This is a genomic window from Sinorhizobium terangae (assembly GCF_029714365.1).
Taxonomy (GTDB): Bacteria; Pseudomonadota; Alphaproteobacteria; order Rhizobiales; family Rhizobiaceae; genus Sinorhizobium; species Sinorhizobium terangae.
This window is the reverse complement of the sequence record NZ_CP121660.1, coordinates 1,430,195-1,450,644: the sequence shown is the minus strand read 5'-3', so window position 1 is coordinate 1,450,644 and position 20,450 is coordinate 1,430,195. Positions and strand designations below refer to the sequence as shown.

19 protein-coding genes are annotated in these 20,450 nt (G+C 61.7%); 10 read left to right on the top strand and 9 right to left on the bottom strand.

The annotated features are described in order from the left end of the window. Positions 1–268: 268 nt before the first annotated feature. From QA637_RS25365 to QA637_RS25350, 4 genes are all read right to left on the bottom strand, one after another. On the bottom strand, positions 269–940 hold the full coding sequence (locus QA637_RS25365) for a protein-L-isoaspartate(D-aspartate) O-methyltransferase (protein ID WP_283065466.1): 672 nt from the start codon (positions 938–940) through the stop codon (positions 269–271). A 121-nt stretch (positions 941–1,061) separates the two neighbouring features. After that, entirely contained in the window at positions 1,062–1,772 is a 711-nt protein-coding gene (locus tag QA637_RS25360) for a metallophosphoesterase family protein (protein WP_153437977.1), read from the bottom strand. Then, positions 1,769–2,590: a nucleotidyltransferase family protein gene (locus QA637_RS25355; protein ID WP_283065464.1), complete on the bottom strand. Its 822-nt coding sequence runs from the start codon at positions 2,588–2,590 to the stop codon at positions 1,769–1,771. Before QA637_RS25355 ends, QA637_RS25360 begins: the two co-directional genes overlap by 4 nt. Positions 2,591–2,730: 140 nt before the next feature. After that, the gene (locus tag QA637_RS25350; protein WP_283065462.1) at positions 2,731–4,716 is read right to left on the bottom strand and encodes a protein-L-isoaspartate(D-aspartate) O-methyltransferase; all 1,986 of its coding nucleotides are present in this window, start codon (positions 4,714–4,716) and stop codon (positions 2,731–2,733) included. 273 nt (positions 4,717–4,989) lie between these two features. Between QA637_RS25350 and QA637_RS25345 the strand changes: the two genes are divergently transcribed. Then, on the top strand, positions 4,990–5,982 hold the full coding sequence (locus tag QA637_RS25345) for a YihY/virulence factor BrkB family protein (protein WP_153437983.1): 993 nt from the start codon (positions 4,990–4,992) through the stop codon (positions 5,980–5,982). An 88-nt stretch (positions 5,983–6,070) separates the two neighbouring features. Here QA637_RS25345 and QA637_RS25340 read toward each other — a convergent pair whose 3' ends face one another. Beyond that, the gene (locus QA637_RS25340) at positions 6,071–6,499 is read right to left on the bottom strand and encodes an FKBP-type peptidyl-prolyl cis-trans isomerase (RefSeq protein WP_153437984.1); all 429 of its coding nucleotides are present in this window, start codon (positions 6,497–6,499) and stop codon (positions 6,071–6,073) included. A 287-nt stretch (positions 6,500–6,786) separates the two neighbouring features. Between QA637_RS25340 and QA637_RS25335 the strand changes: the two genes are divergently transcribed. The 3 genes from QA637_RS25335 to QA637_RS25325 are packed head-to-tail and all read left to right on the top strand — an operon-like array spanning position 6,787 to position 8,775. Next, a complete protein-coding gene (locus QA637_RS25335; protein ID WP_283065461.1) occupies positions 6,787–7,398 on the top strand; it encodes a nutrient deprivation-induced protein in 612 nt (203 codons plus the stop codon). Next, positions 7,391–7,810 (top strand): phage holin family protein, encoded by a 420-nt coding sequence (locus QA637_RS25330; RefSeq protein ID WP_153437988.1) that lies wholly within the window; start codon positions 7,391–7,393, stop codon positions 7,808–7,810. The genes QA637_RS25335 and QA637_RS25330 overlap by 8 nt, the downstream gene beginning before the upstream one ends. Then, the gene (locus QA637_RS25325; RefSeq protein WP_283065458.1) at positions 7,807–8,775 is read left to right on the top strand and encodes a DUF3618 domain-containing protein; all 969 of its coding nucleotides are present in this window, start codon (positions 7,807–7,809) and stop codon (positions 8,773–8,775) included. The genes QA637_RS25330 and QA637_RS25325 overlap by 4 nt, the downstream gene beginning before the upstream one ends. A gap of 115 nt (positions 8,776–8,890) precedes the next feature. Here QA637_RS25325 and paoC read toward each other — a convergent pair whose 3' ends face one another. From paoC to paoA, 3 genes are read right to left on the bottom strand one after another with little or no spacing between them, the layout of a single operon-like run. Continuing rightward, positions 8,891–11,092 carry an aldehyde oxidoreductase molybdenum-binding subunit PaoC gene (gene paoC, locus QA637_RS25320; RefSeq protein WP_283065456.1) on the bottom strand — a complete coding sequence of 734 codons (2,202 nt, stop codon included), beginning with the start codon at positions 11,090–11,092 and terminating at the stop codon, positions 8,891–8,893. 4 nt (positions 11,093–11,096) lie between these two features. Further along, positions 11,097–12,047 (bottom strand): FAD binding domain-containing protein, encoded by a 951-nt coding sequence (locus QA637_RS25315; protein ID WP_153437994.1) that lies wholly within the window; start codon positions 12,045–12,047, stop codon positions 11,097–11,099. After that, entirely contained in the window at positions 12,044–12,679 is a 636-nt protein-coding gene (gene paoA / locus QA637_RS25310) for an aldehyde dehydrogenase iron-sulfur subunit PaoA (RefSeq protein WP_428843144.1), read from the bottom strand. Before paoA ends, QA637_RS25315 begins: the two co-directional genes overlap by 4 nt. A 453-nt stretch (positions 12,680–13,132) precedes the next feature. Between paoA and QA637_RS25305 the strand changes: the two genes are divergently transcribed. From QA637_RS25305 to QA637_RS25285, 5 genes are all read left to right on the top strand, one after another. Then, entirely contained in the window at positions 13,133–13,822 is a 690-nt protein-coding gene (locus QA637_RS25305; RefSeq protein WP_153437997.1) for a response regulator, read from the top strand. A 45-nt stretch (positions 13,823–13,867) separates the two neighbouring features. After that, positions 13,868–15,037, top strand: a complete 1,170-nt coding sequence (locus QA637_RS25300) for an FIST signal transduction protein (RefSeq protein WP_283065453.1) — start codon at positions 13,868–13,870, stop codon at positions 15,035–15,037. Next, the gene (locus tag QA637_RS25295) at positions 15,034–17,277 is read left to right on the top strand and encodes a hybrid sensor histidine kinase/response regulator (protein WP_283065451.1); all 2,244 of its coding nucleotides are present in this window, start codon (positions 15,034–15,036) and stop codon (positions 17,275–17,277) included. Before QA637_RS25300 ends, QA637_RS25295 begins: the two co-directional genes overlap by 4 nt. Positions 17,278–17,446: 169 nt before the next feature. Continuing rightward, the gene (locus tag QA637_RS25290; RefSeq protein ID WP_283065449.1) at positions 17,447–18,124 is read left to right on the top strand and encodes a hypothetical protein; all 678 of its coding nucleotides are present in this window, start codon (positions 17,447–17,449) and stop codon (positions 18,122–18,124) included. Continuing rightward, positions 18,121–18,474, top strand: a complete 354-nt coding sequence (locus QA637_RS25285; RefSeq protein WP_283065448.1) for a hypothetical protein — start codon at positions 18,121–18,123, stop codon at positions 18,472–18,474. The genes QA637_RS25290 and QA637_RS25285 overlap by 4 nt, the downstream gene beginning before the upstream one ends. 67 nt (positions 18,475–18,541) lie before the next feature. On the opposite strand, the gene QA637_RS25280 is transcribed toward QA637_RS25285, so the two are convergent. After that, positions 18,542–19,147 (bottom strand): hypothetical protein, encoded by a 606-nt coding sequence (locus tag QA637_RS25280; RefSeq protein WP_283065446.1) that lies wholly within the window; start codon positions 19,145–19,147, stop codon positions 18,542–18,544. A 171-nt stretch (positions 19,148–19,318) separates the two neighbouring features. On the opposite strand from QA637_RS25280, the gene QA637_RS25275 reads away from it, so the two are divergent. Beyond that, entirely contained in the window at positions 19,319–20,446 is a 1,128-nt protein-coding gene (locus QA637_RS25275) for an S-(hydroxymethyl)glutathione dehydrogenase/class III alcohol dehydrogenase (RefSeq protein ID WP_283065444.1), read from the top strand. Positions 20,447–20,450 lie beyond the last annotated feature (4 nt).

Genomic DNA, 20,450 nt, shown 5'->3' with positions numbered 1-20,450 from the left:
CAGATTGATCCAAATCTGCCTGTTGGATGCCCTGCAGGCCTGTTAGCCGGAATATCTGCCAATGAGCTGGAAGGGTGGGCATCGCAGCGCATAGTGTCTGCGGGGGCCTTTCGTGGGGAGGTTGCAAGTCTTCGGGCAGCAGCCCCGAGCTCCGCCGTTCGATTCCGATCCAGCCGAGAGATGAGCAAGCACCAGCCCGAGACAGTCTGTCTAATCAATCAGCCGGGAGCCTGCATGTGTGGGGCAAACGGCCCTGAAATCATCGTGATCAGGCCGCCTCGAGCCGGCTGAATCGAACCGGGATCAGTTGCCGCGCCTCGAGTTGTCCTGCCGAATCCTTGTCGATGACGGTCAGAAACTGTTCTTCGGACCCCACGGGAAGAACCATGCGGCCCTTCGGCTTGAGCTGCTCAAGCAATGCTGGCGGTGCCTCCTCAGCCGCCGCCGTGACCAGGATCTTGTCGAACGGAGCGTGCTCAGGCCAGCCGCGAGACCCGTCGCCGATACGGATGCCGATATTTGAGATGCCGAGGCCGTGCAGGAGAGCCTCGGCATGGTTTGCGAATTCCTCGATGATTTCGACGCTCCAAACATGCCCGGCGAGTTCTGCGAGGATCGCGGTTTGGTAGCCAAGGCCGGTGCCGATCTCGAGCACTGCCTCATCCGGTTGGGGAGCAAGGAGATCGGTCATCAGCGCGACCATGAACGGCTGCGACACCGTTTTATCGAAGCCGATCGGCAGCGGCATGTCCTGGTAGGCAAAGGGCGCAGCCGGAGCCGGCACGAAAAGATGCCGGGGCACCCGCAGCATTGCTGCCATTACCCGTTCATCGAGCTCCGCCTTGCCCAGTTCCTCGCTTTCAAGGTCGGCATAGATTGCAATCACCTCGACCATGTGCCTGCGCAGAACCGCGAGGTGCTCTTCCTTCATTGCCTTCATGACCGTAGGCTCTCCTCAGCCAGTTCGCCGCCAGATAGCCCCTCGTCATTATGGGTCACGGATATACGATAGCAAGATGAGAGGATTTGCCGCCGTCCGGTGCCGAGACGCGCTCGCGTTGTCAAAGCTCGAGAATGGCGTAGGGGCGGCCCGTCGGCTTTTCGATATGGGCCGCGACATTGAACACCGGAGCGCCGCCCGGCGTTTGCCCTTCATAGGTGCCTTTGTGCGCATGGCCGTGAACGACCGCGCTCACCTGGAAGCGGTCGATGGTCTCGGCCAGACGCGATGATCCGAGAAACGGATATATTTCCTTGGGTTCGCCGGCAACCGTTTCGGCGATCGGGGCATAGTGCAGAATGACAAGGGCGCGCTGTGCCCTGGTGTTCCTCAAGGCATTCTCCAGCCGCATGGCCTCGTCTACGCTCTCCGAAACCATGGTTTTAATGGCAGCCTCGCCGAAGGAACCCAGCATGTGCCGGCCGAAGCCGCCGATGAAGCCCTTGGTTCCGGCGAATCCCACACCGGAGATCTCGACCGCCTGGCCGTTAAGAAGGTGGACGCCAGCCTTGACGAGAATGGAAGAGACTTCCTCCGTCGCATCGCCCTGGTGATCGTGGTTTCCAAGAACGGCAACCACGGGAACCGTGCAGGACTTCAAGTCGTCTGCCAGGAGTTCGGCTTCAACCGGCTTGCCGAGGTCCGTCAAGTCGCCCGCGATGACGAGCACGTCGGCGGCTTTCGACATTTCAGAAAACAACTCCGCGTAGGAGACGGACCTGTCTTCCTTGACGTGAAGGTCAGCGACGGCGGCGACTTTTAGCTTGCTCATGGTGTCTGCTCCTCTACGCCTTCGCGCATCTCACCATCGCCGCCGACATCGGCAAATCCCCATTCCTTGACGTCGATCTCGTAGTCAGGGCGCGAGTACATGCGCCCGCGGCAGATTTTCGTCTGCGGCAGCGGCAGATCCCGTTGCGCCGAAAGCCTGCTCAAGAGTTCGTCCAGCAGCCATTGCGGAACATTGTTGCGCTCGGACGGGTAGATCCATCGGAAATTGAGGAGGTGGATAAGCAGCACCTCCCAGTGAACTTCCATGTATTCCAGCAATCTTGCCCAATCGATCCGGTCGTGCGCCTTCAAGATCACGTGCGCCACGTCGGCACCGTCATAGCGTTCGCGAAGCTGGATGAAGGACTTCGACCAGACCAATTCGGTCGGCGCGGCGATCGAGACGGGACAACCGCTGATTTCCACAGGCAGCGCATGTGTGAACCAGGCATCGTTGACCAGCATGGTTCCATTCGGCGAGGCGAAGATTACGTCGAAGAAAAACCTGCCCTTGAACACCTTCCCGAGCCATCGGTCGTCTTCGATTTCGACGGCATAGCCGCGGGACTTGAAGTGCTTGAGGATGCGGGTGTAGTCGCCCGCCTTGCAAAAGATGTCGAGATCCTTCGTCGGCCTTGATATGCCGGTATAGGCGCTGACGGCAAAGGTACCCGCGACCAGGAAGGAGATTTTCGAGCGAACGAGCTCAGCGAGCGCTTCGGCGACAAACGCCTCGGCTTCCTCATCGACGAGTTGCGGCATCGCGAGAGATCCGGATGCCCGGCGCGAATTCTTTTGCGGCGGTACGGCTGACGCCATGCTGTTCTCCCGGGCCGACAGTATCTCCTACGAGAACACGCCAAATTGGGGGAAGTTCCGCGCCATCGTCCAACGCAGGCGGATGCCCTGTGCAACTGCAGCCGAGGAAGCGCCGAACCCGTCGCGCTTCGTCGCTCACCTTAGAGCCCGAAGGGGAATGTCTCCGGCATGCCTGGGCGTACATGCTCCGGCATCAGAGGGGCTACCGGTGTCGTCAGGTCGAACCAGACAAAAGCATCGAATTGATGCGGCAACGATGCATGGAGGTAGTGGCTCATGCGTTCGGTCTCTGGTCTGTAGATGACACCGATGAATCGTTCGAGTTTCGGCTCGTCCAGGCGCCGGCGCAAGGCGTCGTCGCGCGAGAAATCGAGCAGAAAGCGATCAACATCCGAGTCGTGAAAGACTCTTTCGTAACTGCCGGGTAGGGAAGGCTGGATTTCCTTCATCTTGATTTCACCGTCCCAGGCACTTGCTGCCGCCACTTTGCCGCCGTGCGTTCCGAAACCGATCAATGCTGCCTGCTCCCCAAAACGTTCGCGGCAAAGCTGACCGATGTTCAACTCGTCGCGAGCCGCTCCCATCTCCGTGTGGCGCGCATCGCCGATATGGGAATTATGCGCCCACACGATGGCTTTCGAACCGGAACCGCGCGACTCCAGGAGGTGTTCGAGCGTTTCGAACATGTGTCTGTCGCGCAAGTTCCAGGAATCGGCACCGGCATAATACATGGTCCGGTAGTATTGTTCGGCCGCGGAAATCAGCCGGGCATTCTGTGCCGCGTCGAAAAGCTGGTCCCCGTCGCTGTCGGTCGCTTCCAGGCTGCGCTCAAGGAGCTCGCGGCATTGACGCACCACGGCCTCCTCGCATTTGTTGTAGCTCGCGGTCAGCACGGCCCGACCATAGGTAGATGGATCGTTTTGCCATGGGGTGAGACACCCGTAGCGTTCCCTCGCGACAGTCGCGGCGGCCGGATCGACCTTGTCGAGATAGCCCAGAACGGCGGCAATGGATTCGCGCATGTTGTAGATGTCGAGTCCGTAGAAGCCGGCCCGGTCCTGTTCGGCGACGCTGTCATTGTATTCGCGCATCCAGTCGACGAAGGACATGACCTCGCGGTTCCGCCACATCCACGTAGGAAAGCGTTGGAATGGAGCATTCGAGCCGCGCCTGTGAGGGCGATGCCGAACATATCGATCAACGGCTGCCGCGTCCGGCCAGTCGGCCTCCACTGCGAGGATTGTAAAACCGTGCTCTTCGATCAGCCGACGGGTGATGGCGGCGCGAGCGCGATAGAATTCCGAGGTCCCATGACTGGATTCGCCAAGCAACACCACGCGGCGGTTGCCGAAGCGATCGAAGAGCCGCCCGAAGGCTGGATCGTCGAGGTCGGGCAACGGCTCGGCGACATCGGCGACCATTTCGGGGAGCGTGCGGGAAGGCGGACGGGGGATCGATCGAGCAGGTTGCGACGGCTCATCTCTCCGGGCGTGCTCGCCGATCAGCGGGACAAAGCGGACGCCGCCAAGGTCATGCTCCTCGAAGGTCGTGGCGTTGACGCGGGTCACCTTGAGCAAGCGCTGCTCACCCGCCGGTCCGATCGGTATGACCATGTGACCGCCAAGATCAAGCTGCTCCTTCAGCGCTTGCGGCACGCTGGGGCTGCCAGCGGCAACGAGAATGGCATCGAAGGGGCCCGCTTCCGGCCAGCCCTTCGTTCCATCGCCGATGCGGACGTCGATATTGTCGTAGCCGAGCCTGGCAAAACGCTGACTGGCCCCGTTTGCGAGCGGTGCGTGACGTTCGACGGTGTAGACATGTCCGGCGACCCTGCTCAAAACGGCGGCCGCGTAACCGGAGCCGGTCCCGACTTCCAGCACCGTATCACCGGCCTCGATCTCGGCCTCAGCGATCATCAGCGCGACGATGTAAGGCTGCGAGATCGTCTGTCCTTCGCCGATTGCGAGCGGAGCGTCTTCATAGGCGAACTCCTCAAAGCCTGGATCGACGAAAGCCTCGCGAGGAACAATCCGCATGGCTTCGACGACACGGGGATCATCGATCCCGCGGCGGACGATATGGAGATCCACCATCCGGTCGCGAGCACGGGATAGATCAAGTCTCATCAGGGCGTTCCCTTACATTGACTGCGTCCGCCGACGCCCACTGGTCGCGTCCTGGCGGCGCGCGGCCCATTTCCGTGGTTCCGTCGGAACTGGTGAAGGGCGCGAATGTTCCGCGCATCTCATTCCGAGACGGCACGTTTCCTCTACAAATGGGGCATTGCGTGGGGAGGATGCTCGAAGGATGACGAATCGTCGGAACAAGGCATTTCCCCCGGAGTTGCTAGTGCGTGCGGCGCGAAGAAGTCCATTCGAGAAAATCAGCGGACAGCGGTCATGAGCACGAAGGAAACGGATCTTGCCGAAAAACTGCAGGCCACGGAGCCGGGGCGGGGCCGGGATGCCGCGACACCGAGAGAAATACCCGCGAAAGGGATGCGGGACGTCTTCTGGCGAGTGGTCGCGGAAATCTCCGAAGAGCGAATCGCTCTGATCTCGGCCGGCGTGACTTTTTATCTGCTATTGGCGCTATTTCCTGCGCTGGCCGCACTGGTCTCGATCTACGGACTTGTCGCTGACCCATCGGCAATCGGCACGCATATGGGCATTCTGGACGTGTTGTTGCCGCCCGGGTCCTACGATCTGATCATGGATCAGTTGAAGGCGCTGACAACGCAAAAGACGTCCACGCTCGGTATCGGCTTCCTGGTGAGCCTGCTCGTTTCCTTGTGGAGCGCGGCAAATGGCATGGCGGCGCTCTTTGACGCGATGAATGTCGCCTACGGAGAACAGGAAAAGAGAGGCTTTCTGCGGAGAATCCTCTTGCGCCTTGCGTTCACCTTTGCAGCCCTGCTGTTCGTAGTCGCGCTGATCGTGGCGGTTGGCGTCGTACCGGCTGTTCTTGCCTATCTGTGGCTCGATCGCTGGGTAGAGATCTTGACCAAGGTTGCGAGGTGGCCGGCCATGCTGCTTCTTGCCACGATCGGTACGGTTCTCATCTATCGTTTCGGTCCAAGTCGGGAACGGGCGAAACTCAGATGGCTAAGCTGGGGCGCGGTCTTTAGCACATTATTGTGGTTCGCCGCCTCCTGGATCTTTTCGTACTATCTGGAGAACTTCGCAAACTACAACGCCACATATGGCGCTCTGGGCGTCCTTGTCGGTCTGATGATGTGGGTCTGGCTCTCGGTGATGATCCTGATCGTCGGCGCGCTCATCAATGCCGAGCTCGAGCACCAGACGGCGGTGGACTCAACGACAGGCAAGCCGCTGCCCATGGGTAAACGCGGTGCCTACGTGGCCGACACGCTCGGTAAATCGGCTGATTGAGGCATGGCGTGGATCAACATTGGGCCGCGATACGAGTCCGCGGCCGCCCGCGCCGGCATTATCTGACCGGCGACGATAGCGCCGCCGCCTATGGGTTGACGATTTCCACGACGGTGACATCGAAGACCAGATCCTGGCCGGCGAGGGGATGATTGCCGTCCACCGTCACTCGTTCGTCGTCGATACCGGTCACTGTGAACGCCATATGACGGCCATCCGCGGTGGTTGCCTGGAGTTTGGTCCCGATCTCGACGCCCTCGGGAACCGCGGAGCGCGGTACCGACTGCACCTGCGCGTCATCATGACGGCCGTAAGCCTCCTCAGCGGGAATGGCGACCGTGTTCATCTCGCCGATGGCCATGCCGCTGATCTCGCGGTCGAGCCCCGGAATGATCTGGCCTGCGCCCACCTTGAATTCAAGCGGCTCCCGACCCTGCGAGGACTCGACTGCGGTGCCGTCCGTCAACTTTGCAGTATAGTGCATGCGAACAACGTCGCCGTTTTTGACTTCGGTCATATCTGCCTCTCGATGGATGTTGGAGTGACGATTGCGGTCTCTGGCAAAAAGGCCGACCGCGTCACGATATGCCGGCCTGTGCCGACGTCGGTACATCTCAGAACTAGGGCGCTAACGGCATTTGTAAACCGCTGCATGCGTGCACGTGTCTCGCCGATATCGGGACACCGGCGTTAGCAACATATGCAATGTTTCAGAATCGGATCCGGCAGGGAACAAGGCTCCAAGTGGCTCGTTTGTTTGCATACATGTGATCGATCCCATTACTCCCTGGGAGGAGCCGAAAAATGAACAATGAACCAAGCGGCCGCAGCCCTGGCGATCCGTTGCGAGTGCCTGTGACGACCTCGCAAGGTGTCGACGACGCCTATGGCGCGCAAACCGGTGGAACTGGCGAGGACACGTCAGATCGCAACCTGCAGCAGGCGGTGCGCGAAGACCTGAATGATATACGAGAGTTCGCGGATCAACAGGCGGAACAAGCCCGAGAGGCTGCAGCCCGCGCTGCCGAACACGAAAAGAACGCCGTAGCGCGCCAATTGAGCTGCGTTGCGATGGCCGTTGAGAAAGTAGGCTCCGAGCTTCAACAATCGGACCAGCAAACCCTCGGCCGCTACGCGCAACAGATCGGCACGTCGCTCCGCGGCCTTGCACGCGATGTGGAGGGTCGCAATCTCGGCGAGATTGCGGGGATGGCCGAAGACTTCGGCCGAAAGCAGCCGCTCGCCTTTCTCGGCATGGCGGCGATCGCAGGCCTGGCCGCCAGTCGGTTTTTGACCGCCTCGGCCGAGCGTCGCACGCACCGGACAGTTTCCCAGCCATCTTCCGCATCGCCGTCAGCCGCTGACCGGGCAAGTGAAGGCGGGTGGAATTTTGAGGAGTTTCAACGCAATGACTGACCATCGGGACGACCGCCCCCTATCGGAATTGATGACCGGCTTGGTGACGGACATATCCGGACTTTTCCGCAAGGAAATCGATCTGGCCAAGACGGAGGTATCCGAGACTTTGGACCGTGCGACAGGGAGCCTCGAGACGCTTCTTGTCGGCTTGATTTTCGCGATTGGCGCCATCGGCGTGCTGTTGGCCGCGGTGGTCCAGGGACTGGCCGCGTTTCTTATGGCACGCGGCGCCACGGAGCCAAACGCTGAAGCGTTGTCGGCCGCCACTGTCGGCGTTGTCGTGGGCCTGCTCGCCTGGGCAATGATTTCGCGCGGCCTGTCGACGCTGAAAGCCAGCAGCCTCAAGCTCGACAGGACGACAGCCTCCCTGCAGCGCGACGTGGACGTGTTTAAGGAGCAGATGCGATGAACGATTCTTCTCACATGCATTCGTCTGCCGAGTTGCAGCGAGAGATCGAGGCCGATCGGCAACGCATTGAAGAAAAGCTCCACGCCATCCAGGAACGGATGTCTCCGGGACAATTGATGGACGAGATGCTCGAATATGCGAAGACGAGCGGCGGAGCCGAATATCTCAGCAATCTCGGCGTCGCGCTCAAGGCAAATCCGATCCCCGTTGCCTTGATGGGGATAAGCCTCGCCTGGCTGCTCGCAAATCCGGGGTCGCGCGCGCCCGGATTAAAGGACGACGGTGCGGACGACTATCCGCTCGCAACTGTGACGGGCTCTGTAAGGCGGGTCGGACCTGTGGAGGCCAGCTTCGGAGAGCGCTATAGCCACTTCACAGATGAAAGCGGCAATCGCTTCAGAGCCCTGACAGACACTGCCGATCGTCGGGCCGGCCACTTCGTCGACCCAAACGGCAACGTCTATCGCGGCTTTGCCGATGCCACGGGAAAGCAGATCGAAGAAATACGCAACGAGACCGGTGCTTTGTTTGACGAGGCTTCTGGCTGGGCGTCCAGCACGTGGCGGCAGATTGGCGCGACGGCGAGCCGCGTGACCGGCTCCATTGCGGATGCCGGCAAATCCCTCGCGGGCCGCACCCAGGATGCTGCCCGATCGCTGCAGGAGGAGGGCGCGCATCTCAATGCGGCTATCCTCAGGCACTTCCGCGACCAGCCTCTGGTCGGCGGCGCACTCGCCTTTGCGGTCGGCGCAGCGATAGGGGCTGCGCTGCCCCACACCGAGGCCGAGGACGAGGCGATGGGTGAGGCCGCTGACGAGGTACGCAGCAACCTCTCGGCGCGGACGAATGCGGCAGTCGGCGAAGCCATGGCAACGGGGCAGGAGATGCTGGACAAGACCGGCGATGTAGCACTTCAAGCGCACGACGCTGCCAAAGAGCGGGTGCGTGAGTGGCCGCGGGAATAGCGTTTCGGCTGTGAGCCCAGCAGTCATCTCGATGCCGCAGAGCGATTATGGATAACGAGATGGAATTCACGCGAGAAAAGCGTGAACTCCATCGGACTCCCGGTACGCCTCCAATTCATGCCACATCCGGCAGCCGGTCCACCAGCTTGTCGAGTGTGATCGGATAGTCGCGCACCCTGATGCCGGTGGCATTGTAGATGGCGTTCGCGACGGCCGCGGCAACACCGCACAGGCCGAGCTCGGCGATCCCCTTGGCCTTCATCGGCGACGACATCGGATCGGTCTCGTCGAGGAAGATGACCTCCTGGTGCGGGATGTCGGCATTAACCGGTACCTCGTAGGAGGCGAGGTCGTGGTTGACGAAGAAACCGCGCTCCTTGTCCACGACCAACTCCTCCGACAAGGCTGCGCCGACGCCCATCGTCATGGCGCCGATGACCTGGCTGCGTGCCGTGATCGGATTGAGAATGCGGCCCGCGGCGCAAACCGCAAGCATCCTCCGGACTCGCGTCTCGCCGGTTGCAACGTCCACCGCGACTTCGACGAAATGCGCCCCGAATGTGGATTGCTGATGCGTCTCGGTGAGCTTGCCGAACTCGATGCGGTCCTCCGCGACGAGGCCTTCATCGCCAGCGGCTTGCGATAGCGGCATCCGGCGGTCGCCGGACCGTACCTCGCCGTCTGCGAAGACCAGGTTGTCGGCGTTGTTGAAGCCGAGTTTCTGCGCCACCGCTTCCCGCAGCTTGACGCAGGCGGCGTAAACCCCGGCCGTGGAGCTGTTTCCCCCGAACTGTCCGCCGGAACCCGAGGAAACCGGAAAGCGGGAATCGCCAAGACTGACCGCAACCTTGTCGATCGGTACGCCGAGCATCTCTGCGGCGGTTTGCGCGATGATCGTGTAACTGCCCGTGCCGATGTCGGTCATGTCGGTCTCGACGGTAACGATGCCCTCGCGATCGAGGCGCACGCGGGCTCCGGAGGCCACCACAAGATTATTGCGGAATGCCGCGGCGACCCCCATTCCGATGAGCCAGTTTCCCTCACGCCTACTGGCGGGCTGCCTAATGCGCCCTTCCCAGCCGAAACGCTCCGCGCCGGTGCGCAGGCAGCCTACGAGGTCGCGGTGCGAGAACGGCCGCTCGGGATTCTCCGGATCGACCTGCGTATCGTTGAGGATCCGGAATTCGACGGGGTCGAGATCGAGCCTCTCGGCCATTTCGTCGATCGCGATCTCCAGCGCCATCATGCCCGGAGCTTCGCCCGGCGCGCGCATCGCGTTTCCCTCGGGAAGATCGAGCGTCGCAAGGCGCATCGCCGTCATGCGGTTGGCGCCGGCATAAAGCAGGCGTGTCTGTTGCACGGCCACTTCGACGCCACCGCCCGGAAGGTCGCCGGACCAACTCTCATGCGCAATCGCAGTGATCTTCCCGTCGCGTCCCGCGCCGATCCGTATCCTCTGGATCGTTGCCGGACGGTGCGTCGTGTTGTTCATCAGGAAGGGACGGGGCAGGGCGACCTTCACCGGACGCCTGGCTTCGCGTGCGCCAAGCGCCGCGAGCACCGCGTCTGCGCGCAGAAACAGCTTGCAGCCGAAACCGCCGCCGATGAAGGGCGACATGATGTGAACCTTCTCCTTGTCGATCCCGAGGGTCGTCGCAAGATCGGTCCGCCACCAGTCGACCATCTGGCTTGACGTCCAGACCGTCAGTTCATCGCCGTTCCAGGCAGCGATCGAGGCATGAGGCTCCATCATCGCATGCGATTGATCCGGCGTGGTGTAGGTCTGGTCGAACTTGACGGCTGCGGTGTCAAAGGCCGCATCGAAGTCTCCTGCCGCAGAGTCCGGCTCGCCTTCCTTCGGCTTGACGGCGGTGTCCCTCGCCGCCGCCAGATCGAAGACGCCCTTCTCCTCGGCATAATCGATCTTCACGAGCGCGGCCGCCGCGCGCGCCTGCTCGAAGCTTTCAGCGACCACCACCGCGATCGCCTGGTGGTAATGCTGGATCTCCGTGCCGCCGAAGAGCTTGGCGGTGTTGTATTTGCCCTTCTTCAGCTCGCCTGTGCCGTCGGAGGTGACGACCGCGATCACGCCGGGAGCACTTTTTGCGGCCGTGGCATCGATAGATCGCATCCGGCCCTTGGCGATCGGTGACCCGACGATATAGCCATAAGCATAACGCGTGCCGGGATCATGCCATTCGTAGGCGTAGACCGCCTTGCCGGTTGTCTTGAGCGGACCGTCTATGCGGTGGATCGGCTGACCCACCGCCTTTAACTGATCGATCGGGTTCGTCGTTGCAGATGTGTCGAATTTCATTGTCTCATTCCCTCGCTTCGGAAAGGACCGCGCTCAGCGTGCGTTCGACGAGCGCCACCTTGAAGGTGTTCTGTTCCGTAGGGCGGGCCTTTGCGAGTAGCTTGGCGGTGACCGCCTTTGCCCCGCCAGCAAGCTCTGCCTCGGCTGCCTCGTCGCGCCAGGGTTTGGGCGCAATGCCACCGACCGCGATGCGGCCGGTCCCGTCCGGTTGCACCACCGCAGCGACGGAAACCAGCGCGAAGGCATAGGACGCCCGATCACGAACCTTGCGGTAGACCTGCTTGCCGCCAGCGGGCTTCGGCAGGACGACCGCCGTGATCAGCTCGCCGCGGTCGAGGACATGCTCGATATGCGGCGTATCACCGGGCAGGCGATGAAGATCGGCAATGGGAATGCTGCGCATCTTGCCGTCCGGCCGCACGGTCTCGATGACGGCATCGAGCGCACGCATCGCCACAGCCATGTCGCTCGGATGTGTCGCGATGCAGTGATCGCTGGCACCGACCACCGCGAGCTGGCGGCTGAAGCCGGCAAGCGCTGCGCAGCCGCTGCCGGGTTGCCGTTTGTTGCAGGGTTGGTTGGTGTCGTAGAAATATGGACAGCGCGTGCGCTGCAGCAGGTTGCCGGCGGTCGTCGCCCTGTTGCGCAACTGTCCCGATGCCCCGGCAACCAGCGCCCGTGACAGGAGGGCATAGTCGCGACGAATGCCGTCATCGGCGGCAAGATCCGTGTTGCGGACAAGGGCGCCAATCCTGAGACCGCCTTCCGGCGTCGGCTCGATCTTGTCCAGCCCCAGTCCGTTGACATCAATCAGATGCGTGGGCGTCTCGATCTCGAGCTTCATCAAGTCCAGGAGATTGGTGCCGCCTGCGATGAATTTCGCTCCATTCATGTCGGCCGCCGCCTTAGCGGCCGCCTCGATCGAGGAAGCGCGTTCGTAAGTGAAAGCTCTCATGCCTTCCTCCCCGCGACTTCGGTGATGGCTTCGACGATGTTCGAATAGGCGCCGCATCGACAGATATTGCCGCTCATGCGTTCCCGGATCTCCGCGGCCGTCACCTCGGAAGGAGCGAGCAGATCGGCCGTCACATGGCTCGGAATATTGGCCGTGATCTCTTCGAGCATCGCGATCGAGGAACAGATCTGGCCGGGCGTGCAGTAGCCGCACTGGAAACCGTCATGCTTGACGAAGGCGGCCTGCATCGGATGGAGGCTGTCGGGCTGGCCCAGGCCCTCGATCGTCGTGATGCTGTCGCCCTCATGCATGACCGCAAGCGTCAGGCAGGAGTTGACGCGGCGTCCGTCGATGAGGACCGTACAAGCGCCGCACTGTCCGTGGTCGCATCCCTTCTTTGTGCCGGTGAGATGCAGGTGCTCCCGGAGTGCATCGAGCAGCGTTGTCCGGTTGTCGAGCTCAAGCTCGCGGCGCTCGCCGTTCACCGTGAACGAGACGTTCGTGCTTTGCGATGCGGCGGGGGCATTTGTCTGTGCGTGGCTGAGCGAGGCTGTGCTTGCCACTGTGACGGTGGCGGCCGACGCGACGAGCAGGTCGCGCCGGGAAATTTCAAGTGCGCCAGGGCTTTGCATATCCAGCTCCATCTCTTGATGATGAAAGGTCTAGGGCGGGACGGCTGCACGGTAGCCGTTACTCGAAACAACGAAAACCGCAAAACGATCCGTCTGCGCGCCAAAAAAGTAAGCTGGAGTCTGGCAGTGCGGAGGCCGGTGGGGCCTCAAGGTTGCGATCGTCCAGTTGTCATCACCATCGGTGCGGCAGCCGGTGGCCTTGTGTTCCACTGGGCAGGATGGTGAGTTCATTCGCATTCGCCGCCGTCCTGTTACTTGGATTCGACAGCCGATGGTGCAGCATTGCGGGGCCCCTGCACTCGGCAATTGCCGGACCTCGAAAACTATGCGACAAATTTCTCGCTGTTGTGCTGGAGGAGAGCATGACGGCAACGGGAGCATAGATATTTCCAGTGCAATTTGGAGCTGTCTGACGCCACTCCAGAGACCAGGAAGTATTTTGGGAGGAGTGCCATGTCGCAGACTGCGTTGCCCGTCCACTCGCTTTCAATAAAATCGGCCTTGGTGATCGATGACCATCCGCTTTATTGCGATGCCCTGGCCGCGACGATGGAAAGCACCTTCAAGACGCGTCGAATTCGAACGGCGACGTCGCTCAGCGAAGCGATGCAGCAACTGCGAATGCGGTTTTCACCCGATCTGATCATGCTTGATCTCAATCTGCCGGACGCGTCGGGTCTGAGCGGTTTTCTGAAGATCAAGGAGAAGATGCCGGACATCCCGGTGATCGTCATCTCGGCGATCACGTCGAAGGACGTCGTCCAGTCGGTTATTGCAGCCGGGGCCGCGGGTTTCATTCCCAAGGATATGGACCGGCAGAATTTCCAGGAGGCGATGCAGGATATCTGGAACGGCAAGACCTATGTGCCGCCAGGCTACACGATCCCGACACGCAGCACAGCCACGGACCTGTCGGTGGAAACGATTTCGCGCAAGATCGCGCATTTGTCGCAGCAGCAGACCCGTATCCTGGGGCTGATCTGTGAAGGGATGCCGAACAAGCTGATCGCCTACGAGATGCAACTGGCCGAGGCGACCGTCAAGGCCCATATCACGGCGCTTCTGCGCCGGCTGGGCGTCCATAACCGCACGCAGGCGGCGATGCTGGTGCGCGAAGTCTCGATCCGCCATAGCCTGCAGTGAGGATGCCGGAAGCGCACAGCGCTCTAGAAGGGAGGACGGCGGCGCATGACGGCTGTCGACGATCTTGACCGCAAACCGGCGGAGGCAGTGCGGCTCGCCGCATCGCGTGCCGATGACGCAGCGGTTGCGCTTGCCGAAATCAGACGGCAGCTTGCCACCGCAAGGCCGAGCTTCGTCCTCCTGTTCGTGCCGAACAGGCTTCAACCCGATGACGTTGCCAAGGCTCTGCGGGTGTCGCTACCGAACACCGTGGTCTTCGGCTGCACGACGGCCGGCCAGATCACGTCGCGGGGCTATGAAGACGACGCGTTGCTGGCGATCGCGTTCCAGCGGCATCACTTCCGGGTTGCCTCGATCCTGTTCGAACCGATCTCGCCGGTTTCGATTGCCGATGTCGTGTCGCAGACGGAGCGGCTCGCCGCGCAATTCCGTGCGACGCCGGGCCGTAAGCGGCTCGCCCTGATTTTTGCCGATGGACTGTCCAAACAGGAGGATATCCTGATGGCGGCCCTGGAGGCGGGCCTGAAGGACATTCCCGTCTTTGGCGGGTCGGCCGGTGACGGGTTGCGGTTCGAGCGCACCCAGGTCCTGCGCAATGGCGAATTTCACAGCAACGCCGCACTTCTTCTCCTGCTTGAAACCGATCTGGACTTTAGCGGCCTCGGCTTCGATCATTTCCAGCCCACGGAAACACGCATGGTGGTTACCCGTGCTGTCCCGGAGGAAAGGCTGGTTCTGGAAATCAACGGCTCACCGGCGGCCGAGGAGTATGCCCGGCTCGTCAAGGTGCCGGTCAGCGAGTTGTCACCGATGGTTTTCGCCGAGAACCCCGTGCTGGTGCGCAACGGCAATCTCTATCATGTGCGGGCAATCCAGCAGATCCACGGCGAACATGGCCTCACCTTCCTGTCGGCCATCGACGACGGTCTGCTGCTGAGGCTCGGTCGTGGCAAGGAAATCATTCGCACCCTCGAAACGGGGCTCGCCGTCAGCGACAAGGACGGTGAGGCACCCGATTTCATCCTGGGTTTCGACTGCTATCTGCGCAAGCTCGAGATCAAGGGCAAGGGCCTGGACGGCAAGGCGTCCGAGCAGTTCCGCCAGCATCGGGTCGTCGGTTTCAACACCTATGGCGAACAGCATCTCGGCGTGCATGTGAATCAGACCTTCGTCGGTGTCGCATTCTTCCGGCCAAAGGGAGGCGCGCCGCTGTGATCGATCCGGACGAACCCTATAAGATCCAGATCGCCAAGCAGGCCAAGATCATCGAGGCCCTGATCAATCGGGCCGAGCGCGGTCATGAGGTCGGCGGCTCCGCCTATTCGCTCTTCGAATCCGCCATCGCCCTGCAGACGGAGGTCTGGGAAAAGACCAAGGACCTGGAAAAGGCTCTCGATACACTCGGCAGGGCGTCGACCGAGCTGGAGATCGCCTACCAGACGCAGGAGCGCATCCAGAGAAACCTCGCCGATGCCATGGTGGCCATGGAAGACGGCCTTGCCCTCTTCTCCGAAGAGCGGTTGCAGGTCTGCAATGCCCAGTTCCGGCACCTGCTTCCCGACGTCGAGCCGCTGATCAAGCCCGGTCTCGGTTTCGACGACTATCTCGCGGCCGTCAATGCCAGCAAGTATCTGAGCCGGGACGAAAACGGGGGGACCGGCCGTCGCCAGCCTCTGGTGAAGGAGCATGGGTCCGGCCAACGCTTTTCGTCCTTCGTCATGGAGTTGAGAAACGACCGCTGGTTTCAGATTTCCTACCGGCAGACGAGTTCCGGCAACATCACCGTGCTGCAGACCGAAATCACCGACATCGTACGGGAGAACCGGCGCGAGAAGAACCGCCTGATCGACCAGCAGGCTCATTTCCTGCAGGCCGCCTTCGATCACATGTCCCTCGGCATCTGCACGTTTTCGTCGCGCGGCGAGTTGCTGGTTCGCAACGAGCGTTTCGGCGAGCTTCTCGGCATACCGCTTTCGCTTCTGAAGAAGGGAAGTCCGTTCCAGCGCATCATCGAACATTTGGAACGTCACGAGATCCTCGAGCGCAAGGGCCGACGGTCTAAATTCGCCAGCTGGTTCAAGGCCATGCGCCGCGGCGAGACGATGCAGGAACGGTGTCGGCGACGCGACGGCATGAGTCTCGACATTCGCATCCACTCCTTGCCCGGCGACGGTTTCATCGTGTCGATCATGGACGTGACCGCAGAGACCCAAGCGGCAGCGCTTTTGGAACAACGTGTACAGGAGCGGACCGCCGAACTGACAGAGGCCAATCGCCTGCTGCAGATCCATGCGATTGAGCAAATCAAAATCGAGGCCGCGCTTCGGCAGGCCAAGGAGGCAGCCGAAGCGGCCCATACATCGAAGACCCGCTTCCTGGCGGCGGCCAGCCATGACCTTCTTCAGCCGATCAATGCCGCGAAACTTTATCTCTCGATGTTGACGGAGACGGCGGGGCAGCCCGGGGCGGAAGACGTGGTCGGCCGGCTCAAGCGGTCCTTCACCTCGATCGAATCGCTTCTGCAGGCGCTCCTCGATATTTCGCGCCTCGACAGCCCGGCGGCCGAGTTCAACATCGCGTCGTTCGAACTCGGTAGCCTGCTGCAGGGTCTCGCCGGGGATCTGGCGCCCCTGGCGACAGAAAAGGGGATAGAGCTTCGGATCGTCCCATCCACGCGCTGGGTCACGAGCGATCAGCGCTATCTGATGCGCTGCATCCAGAACCTGGTCGTGAACGCGATCCAGTACACGGAGCGTGGCCGTGTGCTGGTCGGTTGCCGGCTCAGCGGCAATCGGCTGCGGATCGAAGTGTGGGACACCGGTATCGGCATTTCCGAGGGGGATCAGACGCGCATTTTCAACGAGTTCACCCGGGCCGGTGGCGCCGGAAAAGGCACGGGCATGGGGCTCGGGCTGTCGATCGTCGAGCGGGCCTGCCGGCATCTCGATCATCCTGTCCGGCTGGTGTCGCAGCCCGGCCGTGGTTCCGTCTTCTCGATCGAAGTGCCGCTTGCCGCGTCCGGCCGTGCCAGTTCCCGCGAAAACCCGATCATGGAGCAGGTGCTCGATGGCAGCCTCGATCTCATCGTCATGGTCGTCGAGAACGATCCCGACGAGCTTCACGCGATGACGCATGTGCTGGAAAGCTGGGGAGCAAGCGTTCTGGCGGCCGCTTCGACCGTCGATGCAGCGGCGCTGATGCAGGAAATCGGCACGGCGCCCGACATTCTGCTGGTCGACTATCAGCTGGACAATGGCGACAATGGCATAGAAACCATTCGTACGCTGCGCGCGCTTGCGGGGATCGAAATCCCCGCGATCATCATTTCTGCCAACCGGCAGCGCGAATTCCTGCAGCTCTGCAACGAAATGTCGTTCGCCTTGCTCACCAAGCCGGTGCAACTGGTGCGGCTGCGGGCACTGATCGACTGGAAAACCCGGGCGCGCGTGGCGTGAAACAAACACCGACAAAGGTCTCCGGTGACTTTGCCGCAGGCCTTGCTAGGCTCATGCAGAAACTCATACTCTACAGCGCCCTTTGCGCGTCTCATTAGACGCGCGGCGCTGTAGCGCCACAGTGTCGCGTCTCCGGCAAGGCGCGACGCTGTAGGACGGGAGGTCTGTGATGCGTCTTCTTCTCCTTTTCGCTCTGTTCCTGCTTGGAATAGGCCACGGGCCGGCCGCGGCAGCCGAAACTTATGAGCTTCTCTTCCGCTCGACGGCACTGAAGGGGTTTGAGGCGGTGGCGGGTGAGAGCGAAACCGGGCAGGGCACACTTGTCTACGACAAGGTCATCTCCGGTACCGATGTCGGGCAGGCCGCCGGCAGCTTCGGCATTGGCCTGAAGATCAAGCCCGATGGCAATGTCGCCATGACGCTCCATCAGGGTACCCGATCCCGCGCGCTCGGCAATTATCCGGCTTCGGTCGGCAATCCCCTGATCATGTACTTCCTTGAGAGCGTGCTTGCCGACATCGCCGCGCAATCGGGCGGCAGCCCCTTCTATATGCGCAACCGGATCAAGGAGGCCCTGCTGCGGGATGCAGACGTCGTGCCCGTATCGGTCCACTACCAGAACCGCGACGTCGCCGCGCGGGAGGTGACGATACGGCCGTTCACGAATGACAAGGCGCGCGAGAAGATGGGCCGATTTGCCGAGCTGGCGCTTGCCGTCACCGTCTCGGAAGACATTCCTGGCTGGTACTATTCGCTGGTTGCCACCGTGCCGGCGGCCGCTGGCGGGGCAGAGGCCGGATATACCAACGCGATTACCCTGAAACAGGCGGGGGAGGAACAGCCATGATACGGGGGACTCTATCCGCGCTGGCAATTGTAGCAGCCGCGGTGCCGGCAAGCGGACAAAGCATCTCGGAGCGCCTGAACGACTATCCGACCGAGGCGCGCGCCGACTATGTGTTCGGTTGCATGGCGACCAACGGTCAGAGCCGGGCGGCATTGGGCAAATGTGCCTGCTCGATCGATGTGATCGCTTCCATTTTGCCCTATGACAAGTACGTCCAGGCCGAGACCGTGCTGTCTCTCCAGCAGGTGGGCGGTGAACAGACGGCCATGTTCAAGTCGGCGGCTATGCCGCGCACGATGGTGGCCGACCTGAGACGCGCCCAGGCAGAGGCGGAGATGCTGTGTTTCTGATTCCGATGGCGTCTGTTCGCTCGCTTCAAGCCGCACAAGCCGGTGTGTCTACGTAAAGAGATGTGGTTCAATCCGGCATCTGCTTGAGCAGGATCTGGGCAATGGCATAGGCGCGCTTCTCCAGAAGCACCGGCGTTTCGCAGACATAGGTGAGCGCCTGCGCGCGTTCGCGGTAGATGCGCTCGTCCCAGTCGATCTGTTCCTCCAGCTTGTCGATACGGTCGAAATCCGGATTTTTCTCGTGCGTAAGCTTGGCCATCTCGACGCGGCTGCCGTCGATCCGGGAGGAGAGCGCGATCTGGCTGCGGGAGTAGCGGGCAATCCCGGCGATCAGCCGTTGTCGCGTGTCGGCGATTTTATCGAATACGGCGAGGAAGATATTGCCGAGCAGTTGGCCGTCGACGGGGGCGTTCTTCTCGACGAAGGCCCGGACATGGGCCTCTGCCTCTTCGAGCGTAACCCGGCGAGGCGACACGACCTCCACGAGTTCCTTTGCCGCGGGAGCAAGCGCCATGGGCGCTATCGGCTCGGGCCACATCAGGCTCGGCGAAAGGTTCTCGACCTTGCGCTGGATACATGGCCAGTCGGGATCGGAAAAGTCGGCAGCGCCTGCAAAACCGGGAGCTTGCGTCAGGCAAAGTGCCAGACTGAACGCATAACTGGCGGCTCTCATCTTCGGTCCCCCCTGCTCGAACGAGCGTCAGTATAGGCTGACCAAGAGAGAAGCCAAAGGTCGCGTTTTACACACTAAGGTCGCAATTGTCTTTGCGCCGTGGCGCGTCTGTAATCTGTGTACAAGGCCACATAAGGCCATCCTTACAGAACGCAGTTATCGGAGGCATCGATGCGCACTCGCGCTGCTCTGGCTGTTGAAGCCGGAAAACCCCTTGTTGTGACCGAAGTCGAGCTCGAAGGCCCCCGCGCCGGCGAGGTGCTGGTCGAGGTGAAGGCGACCGGCATCTGCCACACCGATGATTTCACCCTCTCCGGTGCCGACCCGGAAGGGCTGTTTCCGGCAATCCTCGGCCACGAGGGCGCCGGCATCGTCGTCGACGTCGGCCCCGGCGTCACCAGCGTGAAGAAGGGCGACCATGTCATTCCGCTCTACACCCCGGAATGCCGCGCCTGCCCGTCCTGCCTCAGCCGCAAGACCAATCTGTGCACCGCCATCCGCGCCACCCAGGGCCAGGGCGTCATGCCGGACGGCACCTCGCGGTTTTCGCTCAACGGGGAGAAGCTGCACCACTATATGGGCTGCTCGACCTTTGCGAACTTCACCGTTTTGCCGGAGATCGCCGTCGCCAAGGTCAATCCGGACGCCCCGTTCGACAAGATCTGCTACATCGGCTGCGGCGTCACCACCGGCATTGGCGCGGTGATCAACACCGCCAAGGTCGAGATGGGATCGACGGCGATCGTCTTCGGTCTCGGCGGCATCGGTCTCAACGTCATCCAGGGGCTCAGGCTTGCCGGCGCCGACATGATCATCGGCGTCGATTTGAACAACGACAAGAAGCCCTGGGGCGAGAAGTTCGGCATGACCCACTTCGTCAATCCGAAGGAGGTCGGCGACGACATCGTGCCTTATCTCGTCAACATGACCAAGCGCGGCGCCGACCAGATCGGCGGCGCCGACTACACCTTCGACTGCACCGGCAATGTCAAGGTGATGCGCCAGGCACTCGAGGCCTCGCATCGCGGCTGGGGCAAGTCGGTGATCATCGGGGTGGCCGGCGCCGGCCAGGAGATTGCGACCCGGCCGTTCCAGCTGGTCACCGGCCGCACCTGGATGGGCACCGCCTTCGGCGGCGCGCGCGGGCGCACCGACGTGCCGAAGATCGTCGACTGGTACATGGAGGGCAAGATCCAGATCGATCCGATGATCACCCACACGCTGCCGCTCGACGACATCAACAAGGGCTTCGAACTGATGCATTCCGGCGAAAGCATTCGCTCGGTCGTCGTCTACTGAGCGT